Origin of the sequence: Bradyrhizobium lablabi (assembly GCF_001440475.1) — a bacterium.
Classification (GTDB): domain Bacteria; phylum Pseudomonadota; class Alphaproteobacteria; order Rhizobiales; family Xanthobacteraceae; genus Bradyrhizobium; species Bradyrhizobium lablabi.
On sequence record NZ_LLYB01000067.1, the window covers coordinates 801 to 17,460 of the forward strand.

The following is a 16,660-nucleotide window of genomic DNA, read 5'->3' on the forward strand; positions in this document are numbered from 1 at the left end:
TGGTAGCTGCAACCGTGGGTTACACCGGCGAGATCGGTTTCGACAGCTCACGGCCCGACGGCACGCCGCGCAAGCTGCTCGACGTCAGCCGGCTGGCCAAACTCGGCTGGCGCGCCGGCACATCCCTTGAGGACGGCATCAAGCTCGCGTATCAGGCGTATCTCGACGAGATAAAATGAACGCTGGCCGCGGCCCCCGTATTGGCTGCGAATGCGCAGCGCGGAGGGGGCGCGATGGATGTCATTTTGCTGGGCACTGGTACGCCGATGCCCCATCCGGATCGCGCCGGGCCGGCAACGCTCGTAAAGGCCGGTGGGTCCAACATCCTGATCGATTGCGGCCGGGCCGTGGTGATGCGTCTCGCCGCCTCCGGCGTGGGACCGCAGGCGATCAGCGCCGTGCTGATCACGCACATGCATTCCGATCACATCAGCGATCTCAACGACGTCATCACCACGCATTGGGTGATGAACCCCGGACCGGCGCGGCTGCAGGTGTTCGGTCCGCCCGGCATCCGCGGCGTCGTCGATGCAACGCTGGCGATGCTGGCGCTCGATATCGGGTATCGGATAGCGCATCACGCCGATCTCAATGCCCCGCCCGATGTCGTGGTTACGGAATTGTCGCCGGGCACAGGCTTCAGCGTCAGCGACTGCCATGTCACGGCGCATGCGACCGAGCATGCTCCCGCTGCGCCGAGCCTCGGCTATCGCATCAGCCATGACGGTGCTGTCGCGGCCATCGCCGGAGACACCATTCCCTGCAAGGGGCTGGACGAGCTATGCCTCGGCGCCGACGTCTATGTGCAGGCAACCATCCGCGACGACCTGGTCAAGCGGGTGCCGTCCAGGCGGCTGCAGGATATTCTCGACTATCATTCGACCGCGGAGCAGGCCGCGCAAACCGCGCAACGCGCCGGCGTGAAGACGCTGATGCTGACCCACTACGTTCCGCCGCTGCAGCCGGGCCAGGAGGAGGAATGGCTGATACGGATGCGGCCGCATTTCAGCGGCGAGATCGTGCTGGGCAACGACCTGACCTCGGTTTCGGTCACCGCGAAGCCGCGCTGACCGTTCGCGGCATTCATCAAGTCCGTTCCCGGCGAGACGAATTGACGCGGCGCACCTGCTGTCCGGCGACCGAGAATAGCTGTCGGCTTCGCGACGCCGCGCGGATAGGATGCGGGCGCAAGGCGTGCCGCAAAGAGCCGCCAGCGCAGGTTCGTTGGAGGAAGCATGAAAAAATTTCAGCGTCGTCAATTTCTGCAACTTGCAGCAGGCGCGGCTGCGGTTCCGCTCACATCTGCAAGCGCGAGCGCGCAGGCCTATCCGGCACGGCCGGTTCGTCTTGTGATCGGTTATACCCCCGGCGGCTCGGCTGACCTCACTGCGCGCCTGATGGGGCAGTGGCTGTCGGAAAAGCTCGGGCAGTCCTTCGTGATCGAGAACCGGCCGGGCGGCGGCACCAACATCGCTACCGAACAGGTGCTGCGCGCCACGCCCGACGGCTACACGCTGCTGCTGGTCGCGCCGGCGAATGCCATCAACGCCACGCTCTACGACAAGCTGCCGTTCGATTTCATGAAAGAGATGGAGCCGATCGCCGGCATCATTCGCTTTCCCAACGTCGTGGTGGTGCATCCGTCACTGCCGATCAAGTCGATCCCCGAATTGATCGCCTACGCCAAGGCCAATCCGGGCAAGCTCAACATGGCATCGTCAGGCAACGGGTCGACGATCCACATGTCGGGCGAACTGTTCAAGATGCTCACCGGCATCAACATGCAGCACGTGCCCTATCGTGGCGGCGCGCCGGCGCTCACCGACATGCTCTCCGGCCAGATGCATGTCATGTTCGACAACCTTCCGACCTGCGCCGAGCACGTCAAATCCGGCAAGCTTCGCGGGCTTGCGCTCAGCAGCACGACGCGCTCGGACGTGCTGCCGGATCTGCCGCTGGTCGCCGACTTCCTGCCGGGCTACGAGGCGAGCGCCTGGTACGGCCTCGCGGCGCCAAAGGGGACGCCGGCGGACATCGTCGACCGGCTCAACAAGGCGGTGAACGAGATCCTTGCCGATCCCAAGGCGAAGGCGCGCTTTGCCGAGATCGGCGCCATCCTGCTGCCGGGCTCGCCATCCGACTTCGGCAAGCTGGTGGCTGACGAAACCGAGAAGTGGGGCAAGGTGGTCAAGTTCGCCGGCGCCAAGGTGGACTAGGAATGATTGCGCGCGGCATTCGCTCGTATTGATCATCGATCAATGCCGAGAGGCGGCTGGAAGCCGCCTCTCGTTCGCAATCGTTCACTGACACCGATGCATCAATCCGTCGTCAAGCTTCACCGCGGTGCCCGGCTTGCATTTGAGGCCTTCGCGAGTCTGATAATCGTCCCACCCGCGGTAGCCAGCTCCATCGCCTTTCCTCCACTCTGTGCCTGCCACTCGATGACAAGCGTGAGGTGAACATCACCTTTCGCTCTGGCTGTCACCAGATGCCGTAGCCAAACCAGCCATAGGGAGCCGGCCGCGCCATCATGAATTCATGTGGCGCCCTGCGCTTCTTCGCCGACTTGCGATGTTGCTGCTGCCTTGCCTCGCGCTTTCTCGGTTCCGGCGACCGGAGTTGAACAGCGTCAGATGGCCGCAATTGCGCAAAAGCCTCCGGCGCTTTGCTCGAGACATCGGCGACCACCATTGCCGGATCGGGAGCGGTTCGCTCCGTGCTCGCAACCGCCTTAGGGGCGATGGTCGGAAGGCTGGTGTCGTAAACCACGCGCTCCGGCAATTTCTGATCGGAGTGGATCCGGATGGTGACCGGATTTGAATTGGCCTGGTCGGCAACCGGCAGCATTGGCAGACAGGCGTTCGCAATGAGCAGCAGCGCGAGCAGCGCCCCGCCAATGACGAGGAAATATCGGGCCAGGGGCATGCATCGCTCCGTGGCCCCCCTGGTCGTTCATGTTTGAGGGTTTCGCCTGGCGCCCCTTGATCCAGATCAAGTCTTGGCTCGTTACGCGGCAGGCGGCCTTCAAGGCGCGGAACGCCGTGCAAGGCAGCTTCGGTCATACAGAAGGCAACGGCCCCTGTTAATGGGCTTCATGTCCGCGGGCCGATCGGCAAAGGACAATCAGCCCCGGGCAATGCCGGGGCTGATGTTTACGTCAGGACCGGCGACCAATCAGTAACGGGCAGCGACCGGCGCACCATAACCGCCGAAGCGGTAGTTGAAGCGCAAGGTAACCATATCCACGTCCTGGCTGACCCGGTTGTTGAGCACAACACCGGCTAAAGGTGCGACAAAGTTGAACGTGTTATTGGCATCGCCCATGAACAGGTGGTCGTATTCAACACCGACCGACCAGTTCGGTGCAAAGCCGTACTCAAATCCGACACCCACGACGCCGCCCCAGCGGGTCGAGCTTGCGGAGGCCAGTTCAGCGCCGAAGTTAAGGTTGTCGAGGATGCTAAAGCGGTTGCTTGTCACCGCCGCGCCGCCCTTTACGTACAGCAGTGCTGCATTCCAGGCATAGCCGATCTGGCCGGTAAAGAGGCCGATGCCATCGGTTTTGGTGCGAAGCGAGAGCGTAGGATCGAACAGGCTGACGCGCGTGTGGCTGAGATCCGCCCAATCGCCCTGGGCTTCCACGCCAAACACCCACTGACTGGCTTGCCAGCGATAACCGATCTGGCCGCCGGCGACGCCTCCGGACCGCGAGTTGCAGCCCTCAGTGAAGGTGCCCAACACGAACACACCGTCGTTAACGAAATCCCAACAATTGCGGCTCTGGGCCCAGCCACCGTTGGCGCCGATGTAGAAGCCGCTCCAGTTGTAGATCACCGGCAGCGGAGCGGGCGGCGGTGCCTTGACGGCCATGTCCGCGGCTGATGCGGGAGTCCCCAGGCAGAGCGCCAATAAACCCGCAGTACTGAGTAGCAGTTTCCTCATGATACGTCTCTCCAATGTATTTTCGTCTATATGTTCGAACACACATCCGTCGCCCGTCTGCGTGTCCTAGTCCCCCAACTTCCGACTCGAAGGCTATGCGCGGGTCTGCAGAACCCCCGTGCCAAAATGGCAACACTCAAGAAAATTGGGGGCTGGCGAAGACTTTCATCCGTGGATTTGGCGGCTGCGCGTTTTGGGTCAGGGTTCCGCAGACGATGCTGATCCACCTGCGCGCCTTTGGGTGATGTCGGACAAGCCGAGTCTGCATCGCCGCCCGTTAGGGCGGCGGCGGCCTACTCCTCCTGCTCATCGGCCAACCAGGCCCCAATGTCGTGCGAGGAGACAAGCTGTCGCGGAACGTGAGGATTGATGGTGCCGGCAAAGACAATCAGTCCCTCATGCAGCCTGGCACGAGCGAAGTCCTTGGCTTCCGCTTCCGTCTCGAAGGTGGTGGTGAGGCGAGGGCTTCGCCGCTTCGGGAGCACGCCGCGCTTATGCACTTCATAGGTCACATACCACGTAGGCCGCATCATCCACCCATGCACGTCGCCAACCGCGGAGCCTGAGTGAGATCAGGCGGCCATTGGTGTCAGACGCCAGGCGCAGGGAGCCCAAATCCGCGAACCCCCGATTACCGGCAACGCCACGATGCGTCTGATCTCGCCTGATGGGACTTCCCGCCGCAGCGGCGGCGTTGATCTAGGTCAATTCGCCGCGATCGCAATTCATCTGCGCTGCATGGGATCTCGGAGAAGGAGAAGCACATGATCAGATTGATCGCTGTTGCCGGCTTCGCGATCCTGATTGCGACATCGGCGCACGGCATGTCGCCGGCGCCGCTTCCGCAGTCAGCAGACGACACGATCACGCAGATAGCCCTGGGATGCGGCCCCGGCAGGACGCGGGTCGCTGGTGTGTGCGTGGCGAGAACGACGGTCCGGCAGACGCGCCGGGCTGTCCGCAGGTGCGTGCGTTGGCAGGCAGGTGTTTGCGCGCTGTATCGGTAAAGACAGCCAGCAGCATTCTGGATGCCTTGTTTCAACTCGGGAGGAGGTCCAATGAAATTAGCTCGTCCAAAATTTATCCTGCTTGTTGCGGCCACGCTGGGCTGCGGCATCTTCGGCACGATCGAGTGGTCGCGGGATGACGGTCTTGCGTTGTCAGTTCAAAGCGCGGAGGCCAGAGTAGGACGACCGGCAACGCCAATGAGCGTCGCGGGTGTCGCCCGACGTACAACGAGACGCGCTGTCGTTGGCGGCGCGGCCGTCGGCGCAGCTACAGTAGGCGCGGCCTGCGTGCGCGTGCTTGTGAACGGCAGGTACGTTTGCCGCTGATGCATTCTTGCCGATGCTTCTCGCGGTCGGCGGCGTCGGTGCAAGTATGATGCTGCTGCGCGCGTCAGTTTCTCGCTGCCGCGCGCGGCGGATTCTTGCCAAGCGCCGCCGCCATCGCCGAGATCAGCGGCCGCATGAAGAACGCGTCCTCGGCCGGATAGATGTCGGTGCGCAATCCGTGAGATTTCAATTCATCCGACACGGCCGGACCGACGGAAGCGATCGGCGTGCGCTCGAGTCCGTCGCGTAACCGGTCCTCGCAACCTTTCGCCCGCGCGACTTCCATCAGGCGGCGGATCTGGCCGAGATTGGTCAGGGCGATCGCGTCGATGCGGCCTTCCGCCATCTCGTCGATCGCGGCGATGATGTTGGCATCCGCGGCCTGCGCGTCATAGGCATAGGGCAGCACGGTATCGACCTCGGCCCCTTGCGCCTTGATCGCGCCGATCAGGACGCTGTGATCCTTGTCGGGGTAGAGCTGCAGGCCAAGACGGTGGCCGCTGAGGTCGAGGCGCGACAGCATTTCGGCGACGCCTTCGGAGGTCGGCTTCTCCGTCGTCATCTGCGGCTCCAGCCCGATTTCCCGCAGCGCCTTGCCCGGCTTGGGCCCGCGAGCGAATTTGCGCGCCTTGCCGAGCGAGGCGACGAACGCCTGTTCGGCATCGATGCGCCGCACCACCTTCATCAGCCGGCGCAGGCCTTCGCCCGTCATCAGGACCAAATCGTCAAAGGGCTTTTCGATCGAGCGCCTGATCCAGGCTTCGACCGGCGCCGGGTCGGGCGCATCGTGGATGGTGAACATCGGACATTGCAGCACGTCGGCGCCCTGTTCGGTGAGCAGGCGGGAAAACTGCGCTTCCTCGCGCGTTTCCAGGATCAGGATGCGGTAACCGTTCAATCTGTCAGCCATGACCTCGCTCCAACGCTTTTGCTTCGCGCTTTGTTCATCCTGACCCCGGTTTCCGGATTGGCGCAAGCGCATCTGCGGTGATAGAGCAGGGCACAAATCCGCAGTTTCACCCTTCTGCCTGAATTGTAATCAACGCCGCCATGCCCGATCATCAATTCGTCCTGACCCTGTCCTGCCCGGATCGCCCCGGAATCGTTTCCGCGGTGTCGACCTTTCTCGCCCATAACGGGCAGAACATCCTGGATGCCCAGCAGTTCGACGACGTCGAGACCAAGAAATTCTTCATGCGCGTGGTGTTCACCGCCGCCGATCTCGCCGTCGAACTGCAGGCGCTGCAGACCGGCTTTGCCGCGATCGCCGAGCGCTTCAACATGGACTGGCAGATGCGCGACCGCGCCAACCGCCGTCGTGTGATGCTGCTGGTCTCCAAATCGGATCATTGCCTGGTCGATATTCTCTATCGCTGGCGCACCAGCGAACTCGAGATGATCCCGACCGCGATCGTCTCCAACCATCCGCGCGAGACTTACAGCTCGCTCGATTTCGGCGACATTCCGTTCCACTACATGCCGGTGACCAAGGAAACCAAGCGCGAGCAGGAAGATGCGATCTGGAAACTCGTGCAGGACACGAAGACCGATCTCGTGGTGCTGGCGCGCTACATGCAAATCCTGTCGGACGAGATGTCGGCCAGACTGTCGGGACGCTGCATCAACATCCACCACTCGTTCCTGCCGGGCTTCAAGGGCGCGCGGCCCTACCACCAGGCACATGAGCGCGGCGTCAAGCTGATCGGCGCCACCGCCCATTACGTCACCCGCGATCTCGACGAAGGCCCGATCATCGACCAGGACGTCGAGCGCATCAGCCATCGCGATACGCCCGAAGATCTCTCGCGCAAGGGCCGTGATATCGAGCGCCGCGTGCTGGCGCGCGCCATGCGCCATCACCTCGAGGACCGCGTGATCCTCAACGGACGGAAGACTGTGGTGTTCATGGACTAGCGCGCCGCATCCTGCGCGGCCGGCGCGGGCTTTTCTTCCTTGTCGCGTTCGGAAGCCGGCAGCAGGCGCTTTCGCTCGCGTTCGCGCATGTACTCGTCGTATTTCGCGGTGCCCGGCCGCGGCGGCGCATCCGCCGGCAGTCCGCCGATCGCGGCCGGAATGGCATCGCTGACGCCGGCCGCAAGCTTCTCGTTGATGCTTCCACAGCCGCTCAGCCCGCAGCCCGTGAGGGCGACGGCTGCGATCGTGGCAATATGGCGCGCGCTGGTCGGCATCGGCAGAAGCTTACGCCTTTCACCTTTAAGGATGATGGATTTAGGGCGCCCCACTTCGGGAACTCTGCGGCCGTGCTTATTCGTTGACAGGACCATTTCATTTGTACAATCGTACAAATGGGCCGCCGTTTCCGGTAACCTGACGTTCGATAGTAATTAGATACCCAATAGAGGGGCGCAAGCAACGCGCGTTGTCGTGGGCCTCGCCCATCGTCCGATTGACAACATGACGCCCGGCGACGCCATGTTGCCGCGCTACCCGGCGGAAAAATCTGGGTTATGGTGAGATCAAGGGCCGGGGACTCGGTTCGAGGACACAAGGCCGATCAGGGGGAGAGGGATGCTCATGTCTATTCGCAGTCAACTATTGCTGGTCGCAGGCTCGGTCGCCGCGATGTTGGCGCTTGCGCCGGCGCAGGCGCAGGAGACCGTCAAGATCGGCCTGATCCTGCCGATGACCGGCGGCCAGGCGTCGACCGGCAAGCAGATCGACAATGCGGTCAAGCTCTACATGCAGCAGAACGGCGACACCGTCGCCGGCAAGAAGATCGAGGTCATCCTCAAGGACGACGCCGCGGTTCCCGACAACACCAAGCGGCTCGCGCAGGAACTGATCGTCAACGACAAGGTCAATTTCATCGCGGGCTTCGGCGTGACGCCGGCGGCACTCGCGGCGGCGCCGCTGGCGACGCAGGCCAAGGTTCCGGAAATCGTGATGGCGGCGGGCACCTCGATCATCACCGAGCGTTCGCCCTATATCGTCCGCACTTCCTTCACGCTGGCGCAGTCGTCCACCATCATCGGTGACTGGGCCGCCAAGAACGGCATCAAGAAGGTCGCAACCCTGACCTCCGACTATGCGCCGGGCAACGACGCCTTGAACTTCTTCAAGCAGAACTTCACCGCCGGTGGCGGCGAGATCGTGGAAGAGGTGAAGGTGCCGCTGCAAAATCCTGATTTCGCTCCCTTTCTGCAACGCATGAAGGACTCCAAGCCCGACGCCGTCTTCGTGTTCGTGCCGGCAGGCCAGGGCGGCAACTTCATGAAGCAATATGCCGAGCGCGGGCTCGACAAGTCCGGCATCAAGGTGATCGGCCCCGGCGACGTGATGGACGACGACCTGCTCAACGGCATGGGCGATGCCGCGCTCGGCACGGTGACGGCGCATCTTTACTCCGCGGCGCATCCCTCGGCGGCCAATAAGGAATTCGTCGCCGCCTACAAGAAGGCGTTCGGCCAACGCCCGGGTTTCATGGCGGTCGGCGGCTATGACGGCATCCGCCTGATCTACGAGGCGCTGAAGAAGACCGGCGGCAAGACCGACGGCGATGCGCTGATCGAGGCCATGAAGGGCGCAAAGTGGGAAAGCCCGCGCGGCCCGATCTCGATCGATCCGGAAACCCGCGACATCGTCCAGAACATCTACATCCGCAAGGTCGAGAAGGTCGATGGCGAGCTCTACAATGTTGAATTCGCGACCTTCGAGGCCGTGAAGGATTCCGGCAAGACCAAGAAGTGACGGCGAAGCCGTCATCCCGGGGCGCGCGGAGCGCGAACCCGGGATCTCGAAGTTGTTGCACAAGATTCCGGGTTCAGCGCCGTCGCGCTGCCCCGGAATGACAACCCATCAAGGTCCTCCGGCGTAATTCATGACCACGCTGTTCACCATCCTGTTCGACGGTGTTGCCTACGGCATGCTGCTGTTTGTGCTGGCCTGCGGGCTGGCGGTGACGCTCGGCCTGATGAATTTCGTCAATCTCGCCCATGGCGCCTTCGCCATGGCGGGTGGCTATATCTGCGCGGTGCTGGTCAACAACCAGGGCTGGCCGTTTTTCTCGGCGCTGCCGCTGGCGTTTGTTTCGGCCGCGGCGATCGGCGTCGCGCTGGAGCGGACGCTCTACCGCCATCTCTACACCCGCAGCCATCTCGACCAGGTGCTGTTCACGATCGGCCTGACCTTCATGTCGGTCGCGGCGGTGGACTACATCATGGGATCGTCGCGGATCTTCATCAAGCTGCCGGCGGCGCTCGAGGGCCAGTTCGATTTCTTTGGCGTCGGCATCGGCCGCTACCGGCTGATGATCATCGTGATCTGCGGCCTGCTCACGGTCGCACTTCAATTGATCCTGGCGAAGACCCGGTTCGGCAGCCGGCTGCGCGCGGCGGTCGACGATCCGCGCGCGGCCAGCGGCCTTGGCATCAATGTGCCGCAGGTCTTCGCCTTCACCTTTGCTTTTGGCTGCGGGCTTGCAGGGCTTGGCGGTGCGCTGAGCGCCGAGATCCTCGGGCTCGATCCGTATTTCCCGCTGAAGTTCATGATCTACTTCCTGATCGTGGTCACCGTCGGCGGCTCCTCCAGCATCACCGGGCCATTCCTCGCCTCGCTTTTGCTCGGCATCGGCGACGTCGCCGGTAAATATTACGTGCCGAAGATGGGGCCGTTCGTCATCTACACCATCATGATCGTGATCCTGATCTGGCGTCCCAACGGCCTGTTCGGCCGCGCCGCCGCGCGATGAGCCCGCGATGACCGCTGTTTCCGACGTCTCATCCCACGCCATCGCCCGCGCCCGCTGGCGCCCGGCCGAGATCGTGTTCTGGGTTCTCGCGTTGTCCTGCGCGTTCCTGTTTCCGTCGCGCTATCTGATCATGACCGACATCCTGCGGCTGGCGTTGTTCACGCTGTCGCTCGATCTGATCCTTGGCTATGCCGGCATCGTTTCGCTGGGGCATGCGGCCTTCTTCGGCGTCGGCGCCTATTCCGCCGGGCTGCTGGCGCTGCACGGCATTATCAACGAGCCTGTCATCGCGCTGGTCGTCGCAGGGCTGGTCGCGATGGTGCTGGGCTTCCTCACCAGCTTCCTCGTCATCCGCGGCGTCGACCTGACCCGGCTGATGGTGACGCTCGGCATCGCGCTGCTGCTGGAAGCGCTGGCGGAACGCTTTTCGAACATAACCGGCGGCACCGACGGGCTGCAGGGCATCGAGATGCAGCCGATCCTCGGCATGTTCGCGTTCGACATGTTCGGCAAGACCGGCTTCTTCTATTCGCTGATCGTGCTGTTCCTGCTGTTTCTGCTGGCGCGGCGGATCGTGAACTCGCCGTTCGGCCTGTCGCTGCGCGCGATCAAGAACAATCCGTTGCGGGCGTCCGCGATCGGCGTGCCCGTCAACCGCCGCCTGATCGCGATCTATACGGTGGCGGCGTTCTATGCCGGCATCGCCGGGGCGCTGTTCACCCAGACCACGGCGCTGGCCTCGCTGGATGTGTTCGCCTTCGAACGCTCGGCCGACCTGATGCTGGTGCTTGTGATCGGCGGCACCGGTTATCTCTATGGCGGGCTGATCGGCGCTGTCGTCTTCAAGATGCTGCAGGAGCTGTTTCAGACCATTACGCCGCAATACTGGCTGTTCTGGATCGGGCTCGTTCTGGTGGTGATGGTGCTGGTCGGCCGCGAGCGCATCCATCGCTGGGTACTCTGGGGGCCGAACCTCATCATCCGCCAGGTGTTCGGACGCAAGGCCGGCGTCGCCGTTCCCGAAAGCGATGCGCCATGACGATTGCGCTCGAAACCAGAGGACTGGAAAAATCCTTCGGGGGCCTGCGGGTCACCCGTGACCTGTCGTTGAAAGTGGAGCAGGGTGCCCGCCACGCCCTGATCGGACCGAACGGCGCCGGCAAGACCACCGTCATCAACCTGCTGACGGGCGTGCTCAAGCCCAATGCAGGTCGGATATTGCTCGAAGGCAACGACATCGCCGACCTTGCGGTTCACAAGCGGGTGCTGCGCGGGCTGTCGCGGACCTTCCAGATCAACCAGCTCTATGCCGACCTGACCCCGCTCGAAACGATAGGGCTCGCGGTCTCCGAACGCCTCGGCCGCGGCGGCGACTGGTGGCGACGGATGGGGACGCGCGATGACGTCAACCAGGAGATCGCCGAAACGCTCGGGCGTTTTCATCTCCTCGACGTCATGAACGAACCGACAGCGACGCTGCCTTATGGCAAGCAGCGCCTGCTCGAGATCGCGGTTGCGATTGCAACCAAGCCCCGCGTGCTGCTGCTCGACGAACCCGCCGCCGGCGTGCCCGAAAGTGAGCGTCACGACATTCTGGCCGCCGTCGCCGCGCTGCCGCGTGACGTCACGGTGCTCCTGATCGAGCATGACATGGATCTCGTATTCTCCTTCGCCGACCGCATCTCGGTGCTGGTCAACGGCGCCATGCTGGTGGAGGGCCCGCCCGACGAGGTGGCGCGGGATCCGCAAGTGAAGGCGGTCTATCTCGGCGAGGCTGCCGATGTCTGATCTGCTCGCCATCGATGCCTTGCGCGCCGGCTACGGCGAAGCCGTGGTGCTGCCCTCGATGTCGCTCACGCTCGGCGAAGGCCAGGTGCTGGCGCTGCTCGGGCGCAACGGCACCGGCAAGACCACGCTGATCAATTCGATCGTTGGCATCACCCGTCGTTTCGGCGGCACGGTAGCGCTCGGCGGACGGGACATTACGGCGATGCGCCCGGACCAGCGGGCACGGGCCGGGATCGGCTGGGTGCCGCAGGAGCGCAACATCTTCCGTTCGCTGACGGTCGAGGAGAACATGACCGCCGTGGCCCAGCCGGGTCCGTGGACGGTCGATAAGGTCTACGAGATGTTTCCGCGGCTGAAGGAGCGCCGCGGCAATTTCGGCAACCAGCTATCCGGCGGCGAGCAGCAGATGCTGGCGATCGGCCGCGCGCTGACCCTCAATCCAAAGGTGCTGTTGCTGGACGAGCCGACCGAGGGGCTGGCGCCGATCATCGTTGAGGAATTGTTAAAGGCGCTGGGTACCATCACCCGCTCCGGGGGCATCTGCTCGATCATCGTCGAACAGAACGCGCAAAAGATTCTGGGGCTGGCCGATCGGGTTGTGATATTGGAACGCGGCGCAATCGTGCATGATGCGGCAAGCCACGCGCTGAAGGCCGACCCGGCCGTGCTCGAACGCTATCTCGGCGTCGCCGGCGCCGCCGCGCACTAGATCCAATGGGAGTTGAGACCATGCAGAGAACAAAGCCCCCGTTCCGCGCCGACGAGGTCGGCAGTCTGTTGCGGCCGCCGCGCATCAAGGAAGCGCGCGCCAAGCTGGAGAAGGGCGAGATCACGGCCGAGGACCTGCGCAAGGCCGAGGACCTCGAGATCGAGAAGGTCGTGCACCGGCAGGCCTCGGTCGGCCTGAAGCTCGCGACCGACGGTGAATTCCGCCGCTCCTGGTGGCATTTCGATTTTCTCGCCAAGCTCACGGGCTGCGAACTCTTCCACCCCGAAACCGGCATTCAGTTCGCGGGCGTCGAGACCCGCCATGACGCCGTCCGCGTTATCGGCAAGCTCGATTTCCCCGACAACCACCCGATGCTGGATCATTTCCGCTTCCTGAAGAAGCATGCCGACACGGCGCACGTCACGCCGAAGATGACGATCCCGTCGCCGGCGGTGCTGCATTTTCGCGGCGGCCGCAAGTCGATCTCGAAGGAGGTCTATCCTGATCTGGAGGAGTTCTTCCTCGATCTCGGCAAGACCTACCGCAAGGCCGTGAAGGCGTTCTACGACGCCGGCTGCCGTTACCTGCAGTTCGACGATACCGTCTGGGCCTATCTGTGCTCGCAGGATGAGTTGCAGAAGGCGAGGGATCGCGGTGACAACCCCGACGGCCTGCAGGAAATCTACGCGCGCGTCATCAACTACGCGCTGGCCGATCGGCCAGCCGACATGGTCGTCACCACCCATGTCTGCCGCGGCAATTTCCGCTCGACCTGGATTTCCTCCGGCGGCTACGAGCCGGTGGCCGAGACCATGCTGGCCGGCACCAACTATGACGGCTACTTCCTCGAATATGATTCCGACCGCGCCGGCGGCTTCGAGCCGCTGCGGTACTTGCCGAAAGGCAACAAGGTTGTGGTGGTCGGCGTCATCACCTCGAAGTTCGGCGAGCTCGAGAAGAAGGACGACATCAAGCGCCGCCTCGATGAGGCCGCCAAATTTGCTCCGCTGGAGCAGCTCGCGGTCTCGCCGCAATGCGGCTTTGCGTCCACCGAGGAGGGCAACATCCTGTCCGAGGAAGAGCAGTGGGCGAAGTTGAGCCTCGCGGTCGAGGTCGCGAATGAGGTTTGGGGGAAGTAAGTTCCTCCGCCGTCATTGCGAGCCAACGGGTCGCGCGAATGCGCGCCCGATGACAGGCTNGCATACGCGGAAGGATGGATTGCTTCGTCGCTTCGCTCCTCGCAATGACGAGGTGAGGGCGGCGCAAGCGCGCCGTCACTTCTCTGCCAGATAGACCTCGCCCAATAGCGACGAATTCGACCACGGCACCTGCTTGCCCTTGGTCGCGGCGACGACTTCGGCGCGGACCCGCGTCAGCATCTGCTGCACCTCCAGTCCCGGCGTGCCGATGTGGCGCGACAGCGCGGCCGAGAAGGGGCTGTTGGCGCCTTCGCCGTCGAGCGCGACCTGTCCGGGCGCGGTCGCAAAGGCGATCAGCGTGCCTGCACCGAGCGTCGAACCTGCACCAAGGGTCGTCGGCGCGGCGAGACCCGAGCCGCCTTCGATGCCGCGGTCCGCGCCGGTGGAGGCCACCTTCGACGCCATCGGATTGTTGCGGCAGGCATCGAGGATCAGGATGTTGGTGCGGACCTGATCGTCGAGGCCGGCCATGATCGTGTCCATGTCCATCATCGCTTCAGTCATGCGATTGCCGGCCTGAAACTGCACGTCGATCGGCACCAGATAGTTGCGCCCGTCGACCTGGATGCCGTGGCCGGCGTAGTAGACAACCGCGATCTGCGCCCGCGCGGCCTCGCGCAGGAAGTCGCGGATCGTGGCCTGCATCGCTGTGCGGTCGAGATCGATGCCTTCCTTCACGGTGAAACCGATGTCGCGCAGGCTCTTGGCGATCGAGCGCGCGTCATTCGAAGGGTTCGGCAGCGACCTGACATGTGCGTAGCTGCCATTGCCGATCACGAGCGCGACGCGCCGGCTGGTAACGGTGGGGGCTTGCACGGGAGCGGGCGGTGGGGGCGCCGCACCGGCCGGCGCAGGCGGGGCCGCTTGCTCAGTGCGCGGGCGCTGCGAGTCCGCCGGATTTCGCTGCGGCGGCGGTAATACCTCCGATAGCAGCGACAGGCGGACCTTGGCGGTCGCCTGATTGGCCTTGCTGCCGGCGTCGGAAGCCTGGCCTTCCAGTGCGGCGGCGTAATCCTGCTTGGCGCGGTTGAGATCGCCTTTGGCCTCATAGGAGAGGGCGCGCTGGCTATAGGCCGAGATCAGCACGCTGCCGGGCGGCGTCATGATATTGACCGGCGCTTTTGCTTTTGCGAGCCGGATCGCCTCGGTGGCGTCGGCGATGGCGCGATCGAGATTACCCTTGGCACGCCAGATGATCGAGCGGCTGGTCAGCGGCTGCGGTAGTTGCGGGTCGAGGCGGATCGCCTCGTTGATGTCGGCCAGCGCGCCATCGAGATCGCCGAGCGCCTGTTTGGAGATGCCGCGGTTCTGCCAGGAAAAGGCCGACGGCGGACCAAGCTTGATCGCTTGATCGTAGTCGGCAATCGCCTTGGCGTATTCGCCCTTGGAGCGCCAGGCGTTGCCGCGGTTGTGATAGATGATGCCGCTCGGCGGTCCGATCCGCAGCCCGTCGTTGAAGTCGGCGATGGCGATGTCGTCTTCGCCTTTGTCGTAATAGGCCGAGCCGCGCAGATTATAGGCGGCGACGCTTGCGTGCAGGCGGATCGCCTCGCTCGCATCCGCTATCACCTGCGCATAATTGCCCTTCTTGTTCCAGCCGACAGCGCGCCAGAAGTAGATGGTCGCGAGCTTCTCGCCGGAAAACACTTTCAGCGCGATGATCTTGTTACAGGCGTTGATTTGCTGATCGGCCGGCGTGGTGTCGGTGGTGCAGAGCGGCCCGAGCTGGTTGCGCGGCTGGGCGGCAGCCGCCGCCGACCACAGCGCGGCGGCGAGCAGGGTCAGTGTCAGGATCGCGCGGCGCATCATGTCCCGAACATACCAGCAGATACCGCAGCTTTGTCGCGGGTTTCGGCCGCCGGGTTCATGCGGACTCCGGCCGCTTCGGCACTATTTCTTCGCCCGGCGGGTGCGAACTTCGATCGATCCATTCGCCATCTGGACCTCGAACCGTGACAGGAAGCTCATCCCGAGCAGTCCATCGACGCCTGCGCCATAGCTTTTTGCGTCCGTGTTCTGGACAGCGACCGGCACGTTGGTTGCGGTCAGTTTGCCGAGCGTTACTTTATCGGCCTTTGTCAGCTTCGCCTGGATCAATCCATTGGCGGTCGCCACCGTGATGTCGCCGGCTCCGGCCAGCGATATCTTGGCGCGATCGGCGAAATTCGATTTCATCGCGACATAGGTCGCACCGGTATCGAGAATGAACAGTCCGCGCACACCATTGATTTCGACTTTGACCGTGACGACGTTCTGCCCGCGCAGCGGATAGCTTTCCTTCTGGAATTCCTTTGAGGGGGTGCAATTGCCCTTCGCCTCATAGTCAGCGATGATCTTCTGGGTCTGGCTGTTGTCGCGCGTGGCGGGATCGAACGCGACCCACATATTGATCGGCGCCGCCGCTTCGCAGAATCGATTGAGCGCTGCATAGGCAGCCGCCATGTGCATGAACACGCGGCTGGAGATTCCCTTCTTGTCCGAGCCGAACAGTTCGATCGCGTTGGCGAAATCGACCAGCGCCCGCTGGTGGTCGCCTGCGCCTTCGAGAGCTACGCCGCGCAGATAGTGCGCCTCGCGATTGGTCGGCGCGCGGCGGATGAATTCGTCGGCGACCTCGACCGCCTTCGGGTAGTCGGTCAGCCGCAGATAGATATCGATCGAGCGGTGCAGGGCGGTGGCCGGCGCGCCGCAGTGCATGACGAATTTGTAGAGCCCGTTGGCCGCCTCCCGCCGATAGCCGGCCTTGTCGAGCGCCACTGCGAGATCGCCGATGCTTTTCTGGTCGCATGGCTCGCGCTTGAGTTCTTCGAGCCGAAGCCAGACGTAGGGATCGCGTGCGGCCCTTACGGGTAGTGCGCCAAGTCGCTCGTAGACCGCGGAAAAGACCTCGTCGGGATTTTCGTCCAGATAACCTGCAATTGCCGGAGCCTGTGCTGCAAACAGCAGCAACGCGGCGGCGCAAAATCGCTTAAACATTCTC

At 63.5% G+C, this 16,660-nt stretch carries 17 protein-coding genes and 1 pseudogene; 11 read left to right on the forward strand and 7 right to left on the reverse strand.

Features of this window, described 5'->3' with window-relative positions:
* From CQ14_RS46335 to CQ14_RS16665, 3 genes and pseudogenes are all read left to right on the forward strand, one after another.
* Positions 1–179, forward strand: a pseudogene (locus CQ14_RS46335) (GDP-L-fucose synthase); the annotation flags it as partial.
* Between the two features lie 54 nt (positions 180–233).
* Positions 234–1,070: an MBL fold metallo-hydrolase gene (locus CQ14_RS16660; protein WP_057858953.1), complete on the forward strand. Its 837-nt coding sequence runs from the start codon at positions 234–236 to the stop codon at positions 1,068–1,070.
* Between the two features lie 165 nt (positions 1,071–1,235).
* Positions 1,236–2,216: a Bug family tripartite tricarboxylate transporter substrate binding protein gene (locus CQ14_RS16665; protein WP_057858954.1), complete on the forward strand. Its 981-nt coding sequence runs from the start codon at positions 1,236–1,238 to the stop codon at positions 2,214–2,216.
* 265 nt (positions 2,217–2,481) lie between these two features.
* Here CQ14_RS16665 and CQ14_RS16670 read toward each other — a convergent pair whose 3' ends face one another.
* The 3 genes from CQ14_RS16670 to CQ14_RS16680 all read right to left on the reverse strand — a co-directional run bounded on the left by CQ14_RS16670 (position 2,482) and on the right by CQ14_RS16680 (position 4,475).
* Positions 2,482–2,925: a hypothetical protein gene (locus tag CQ14_RS16670; protein ID WP_057858955.1), complete on the reverse strand. Its 444-nt coding sequence runs from the start codon at positions 2,923–2,925 to the stop codon at positions 2,482–2,484.
* Between the two features lie 249 nt (positions 2,926–3,174).
* Positions 3,175–3,942: an outer membrane protein gene (locus CQ14_RS16675; RefSeq protein WP_057858956.1), complete on the reverse strand. Its 768-nt coding sequence runs from the start codon at positions 3,940–3,942 to the stop codon at positions 3,175–3,177.
* A gap of 293 nt (positions 3,943–4,235) precedes the next feature.
* Positions 4,236–4,475: a hypothetical protein gene (locus CQ14_RS16680; RefSeq protein ID WP_347337139.1), complete on the reverse strand. Its 240-nt coding sequence runs from the start codon at positions 4,473–4,475 to the stop codon at positions 4,236–4,238.
* Between the two features lie 525 nt (positions 4,476–5,000).
* Between CQ14_RS16680 and CQ14_RS46340 the strand changes: the two genes are divergently transcribed.
* Positions 5,001–5,276, forward strand: a complete 276-nt coding sequence (locus tag CQ14_RS46340; RefSeq protein WP_082649905.1) for a hypothetical protein — start codon at positions 5,001–5,003, stop codon at positions 5,274–5,276.
* A gap of 64 nt (positions 5,277–5,340) precedes the next feature.
* Here CQ14_RS46340 and CQ14_RS16690 read toward each other — a convergent pair whose 3' ends face one another.
* The gene (locus tag CQ14_RS16690; protein WP_057858996.1) at positions 5,341–6,186 is read right to left on the reverse strand and encodes a uroporphyrinogen-III synthase; all 846 of its coding nucleotides are present in this window, start codon (positions 6,184–6,186) and stop codon (positions 5,341–5,343) included.
* Between the two features lie 140 nt (positions 6,187–6,326).
* On the opposite strand from CQ14_RS16690, the gene purU reads away from it, so the two are divergent.
* A complete protein-coding gene (gene purU, locus CQ14_RS16695; protein WP_057858958.1) occupies positions 6,327–7,190 on the forward strand; it encodes a formyltetrahydrofolate deformylase in 864 nt (287 codons plus the stop codon).
* On the opposite strand, the gene CQ14_RS16700 is transcribed toward purU, so the two are convergent.
* A complete protein-coding gene (locus CQ14_RS16700) occupies positions 7,187–7,465 on the reverse strand; it encodes a hypothetical protein (RefSeq protein WP_057858959.1) in 279 nt (92 codons plus the stop codon). The genes purU and CQ14_RS16700 overlap by 4 nt on opposite strands.
* Before the next feature lie 346 nt (positions 7,466–7,811).
* Here CQ14_RS16700 and CQ14_RS16705 point away from each other — a divergent pair, with 346 nt between their 5' ends.
* The 6 genes from CQ14_RS16705 (at position 7,812) to CQ14_RS16730 (ending at position 13,620) form a co-directional block, all read left to right on the forward strand.
* Positions 7,812–8,984, forward strand: a complete 1,173-nt coding sequence (locus tag CQ14_RS16705) for an ABC transporter substrate-binding protein (protein WP_057858997.1) — start codon at positions 7,812–7,814, stop codon at positions 8,982–8,984.
* A 130-nt stretch (positions 8,985–9,114) separates the two neighbouring features.
* Positions 9,115–9,984: a branched-chain amino acid ABC transporter permease gene (locus CQ14_RS16710; RefSeq protein WP_057835590.1), complete on the forward strand. Its 870-nt coding sequence runs from the start codon at positions 9,115–9,117 to the stop codon at positions 9,982–9,984.
* A gap of 7 nt (positions 9,985–9,991) precedes the next feature.
* On the forward strand, positions 9,992–11,023 hold the full coding sequence (locus CQ14_RS16715; protein ID WP_057858960.1) for a branched-chain amino acid ABC transporter permease: 1,032 nt from the start codon (positions 9,992–9,994) through the stop codon (positions 11,021–11,023).
* Positions 11,020–11,772 carry an ABC transporter ATP-binding protein gene (locus CQ14_RS16720; protein ID WP_057858961.1) on the forward strand — a complete coding sequence of 251 codons (753 nt, stop codon included), beginning with the start codon at positions 11,020–11,022 and terminating at the stop codon, positions 11,770–11,772. Before CQ14_RS16715 ends, CQ14_RS16720 begins: the two co-directional genes overlap by 4 nt.
* The gene (locus tag CQ14_RS16725; protein WP_057858962.1) at positions 11,765–12,481 is read left to right on the forward strand and encodes an ABC transporter ATP-binding protein; all 717 of its coding nucleotides are present in this window, start codon (positions 11,765–11,767) and stop codon (positions 12,479–12,481) included. Before CQ14_RS16720 ends, CQ14_RS16725 begins: the two co-directional genes overlap by 8 nt.
* Before the next feature lie 20 nt (positions 12,482–12,501).
* Entirely contained in the window at positions 12,502–13,620 is a 1,119-nt protein-coding gene (locus CQ14_RS16730; RefSeq protein WP_057858963.1) for a cobalamin-independent methionine synthase II family protein, read from the forward strand.
* Between the two features lie 135 nt (positions 13,621–13,755).
* Here the strand turns inward: CQ14_RS16730 and CQ14_RS16735 are convergent, their stop codons facing one another.
* On the reverse strand, positions 13,756–15,486 hold the full coding sequence (locus tag CQ14_RS16735) for a caspase family protein (RefSeq protein ID WP_057858998.1): 1,731 nt from the start codon (positions 15,484–15,486) through the stop codon (positions 13,756–13,758).
* An 84-nt stretch (positions 15,487–15,570) separates the two neighbouring features.
* Complete coding sequence (locus tag CQ14_RS16740) at positions 15,571–16,656, reverse strand: TIGR02281 family clan AA aspartic protease (RefSeq protein WP_057858964.1); 1,086 nt, start codon at positions 16,654–16,656, stop codon at positions 15,571–15,573.
* Between the last annotated feature and the right edge of the window lie 4 nt (positions 16,657–16,660).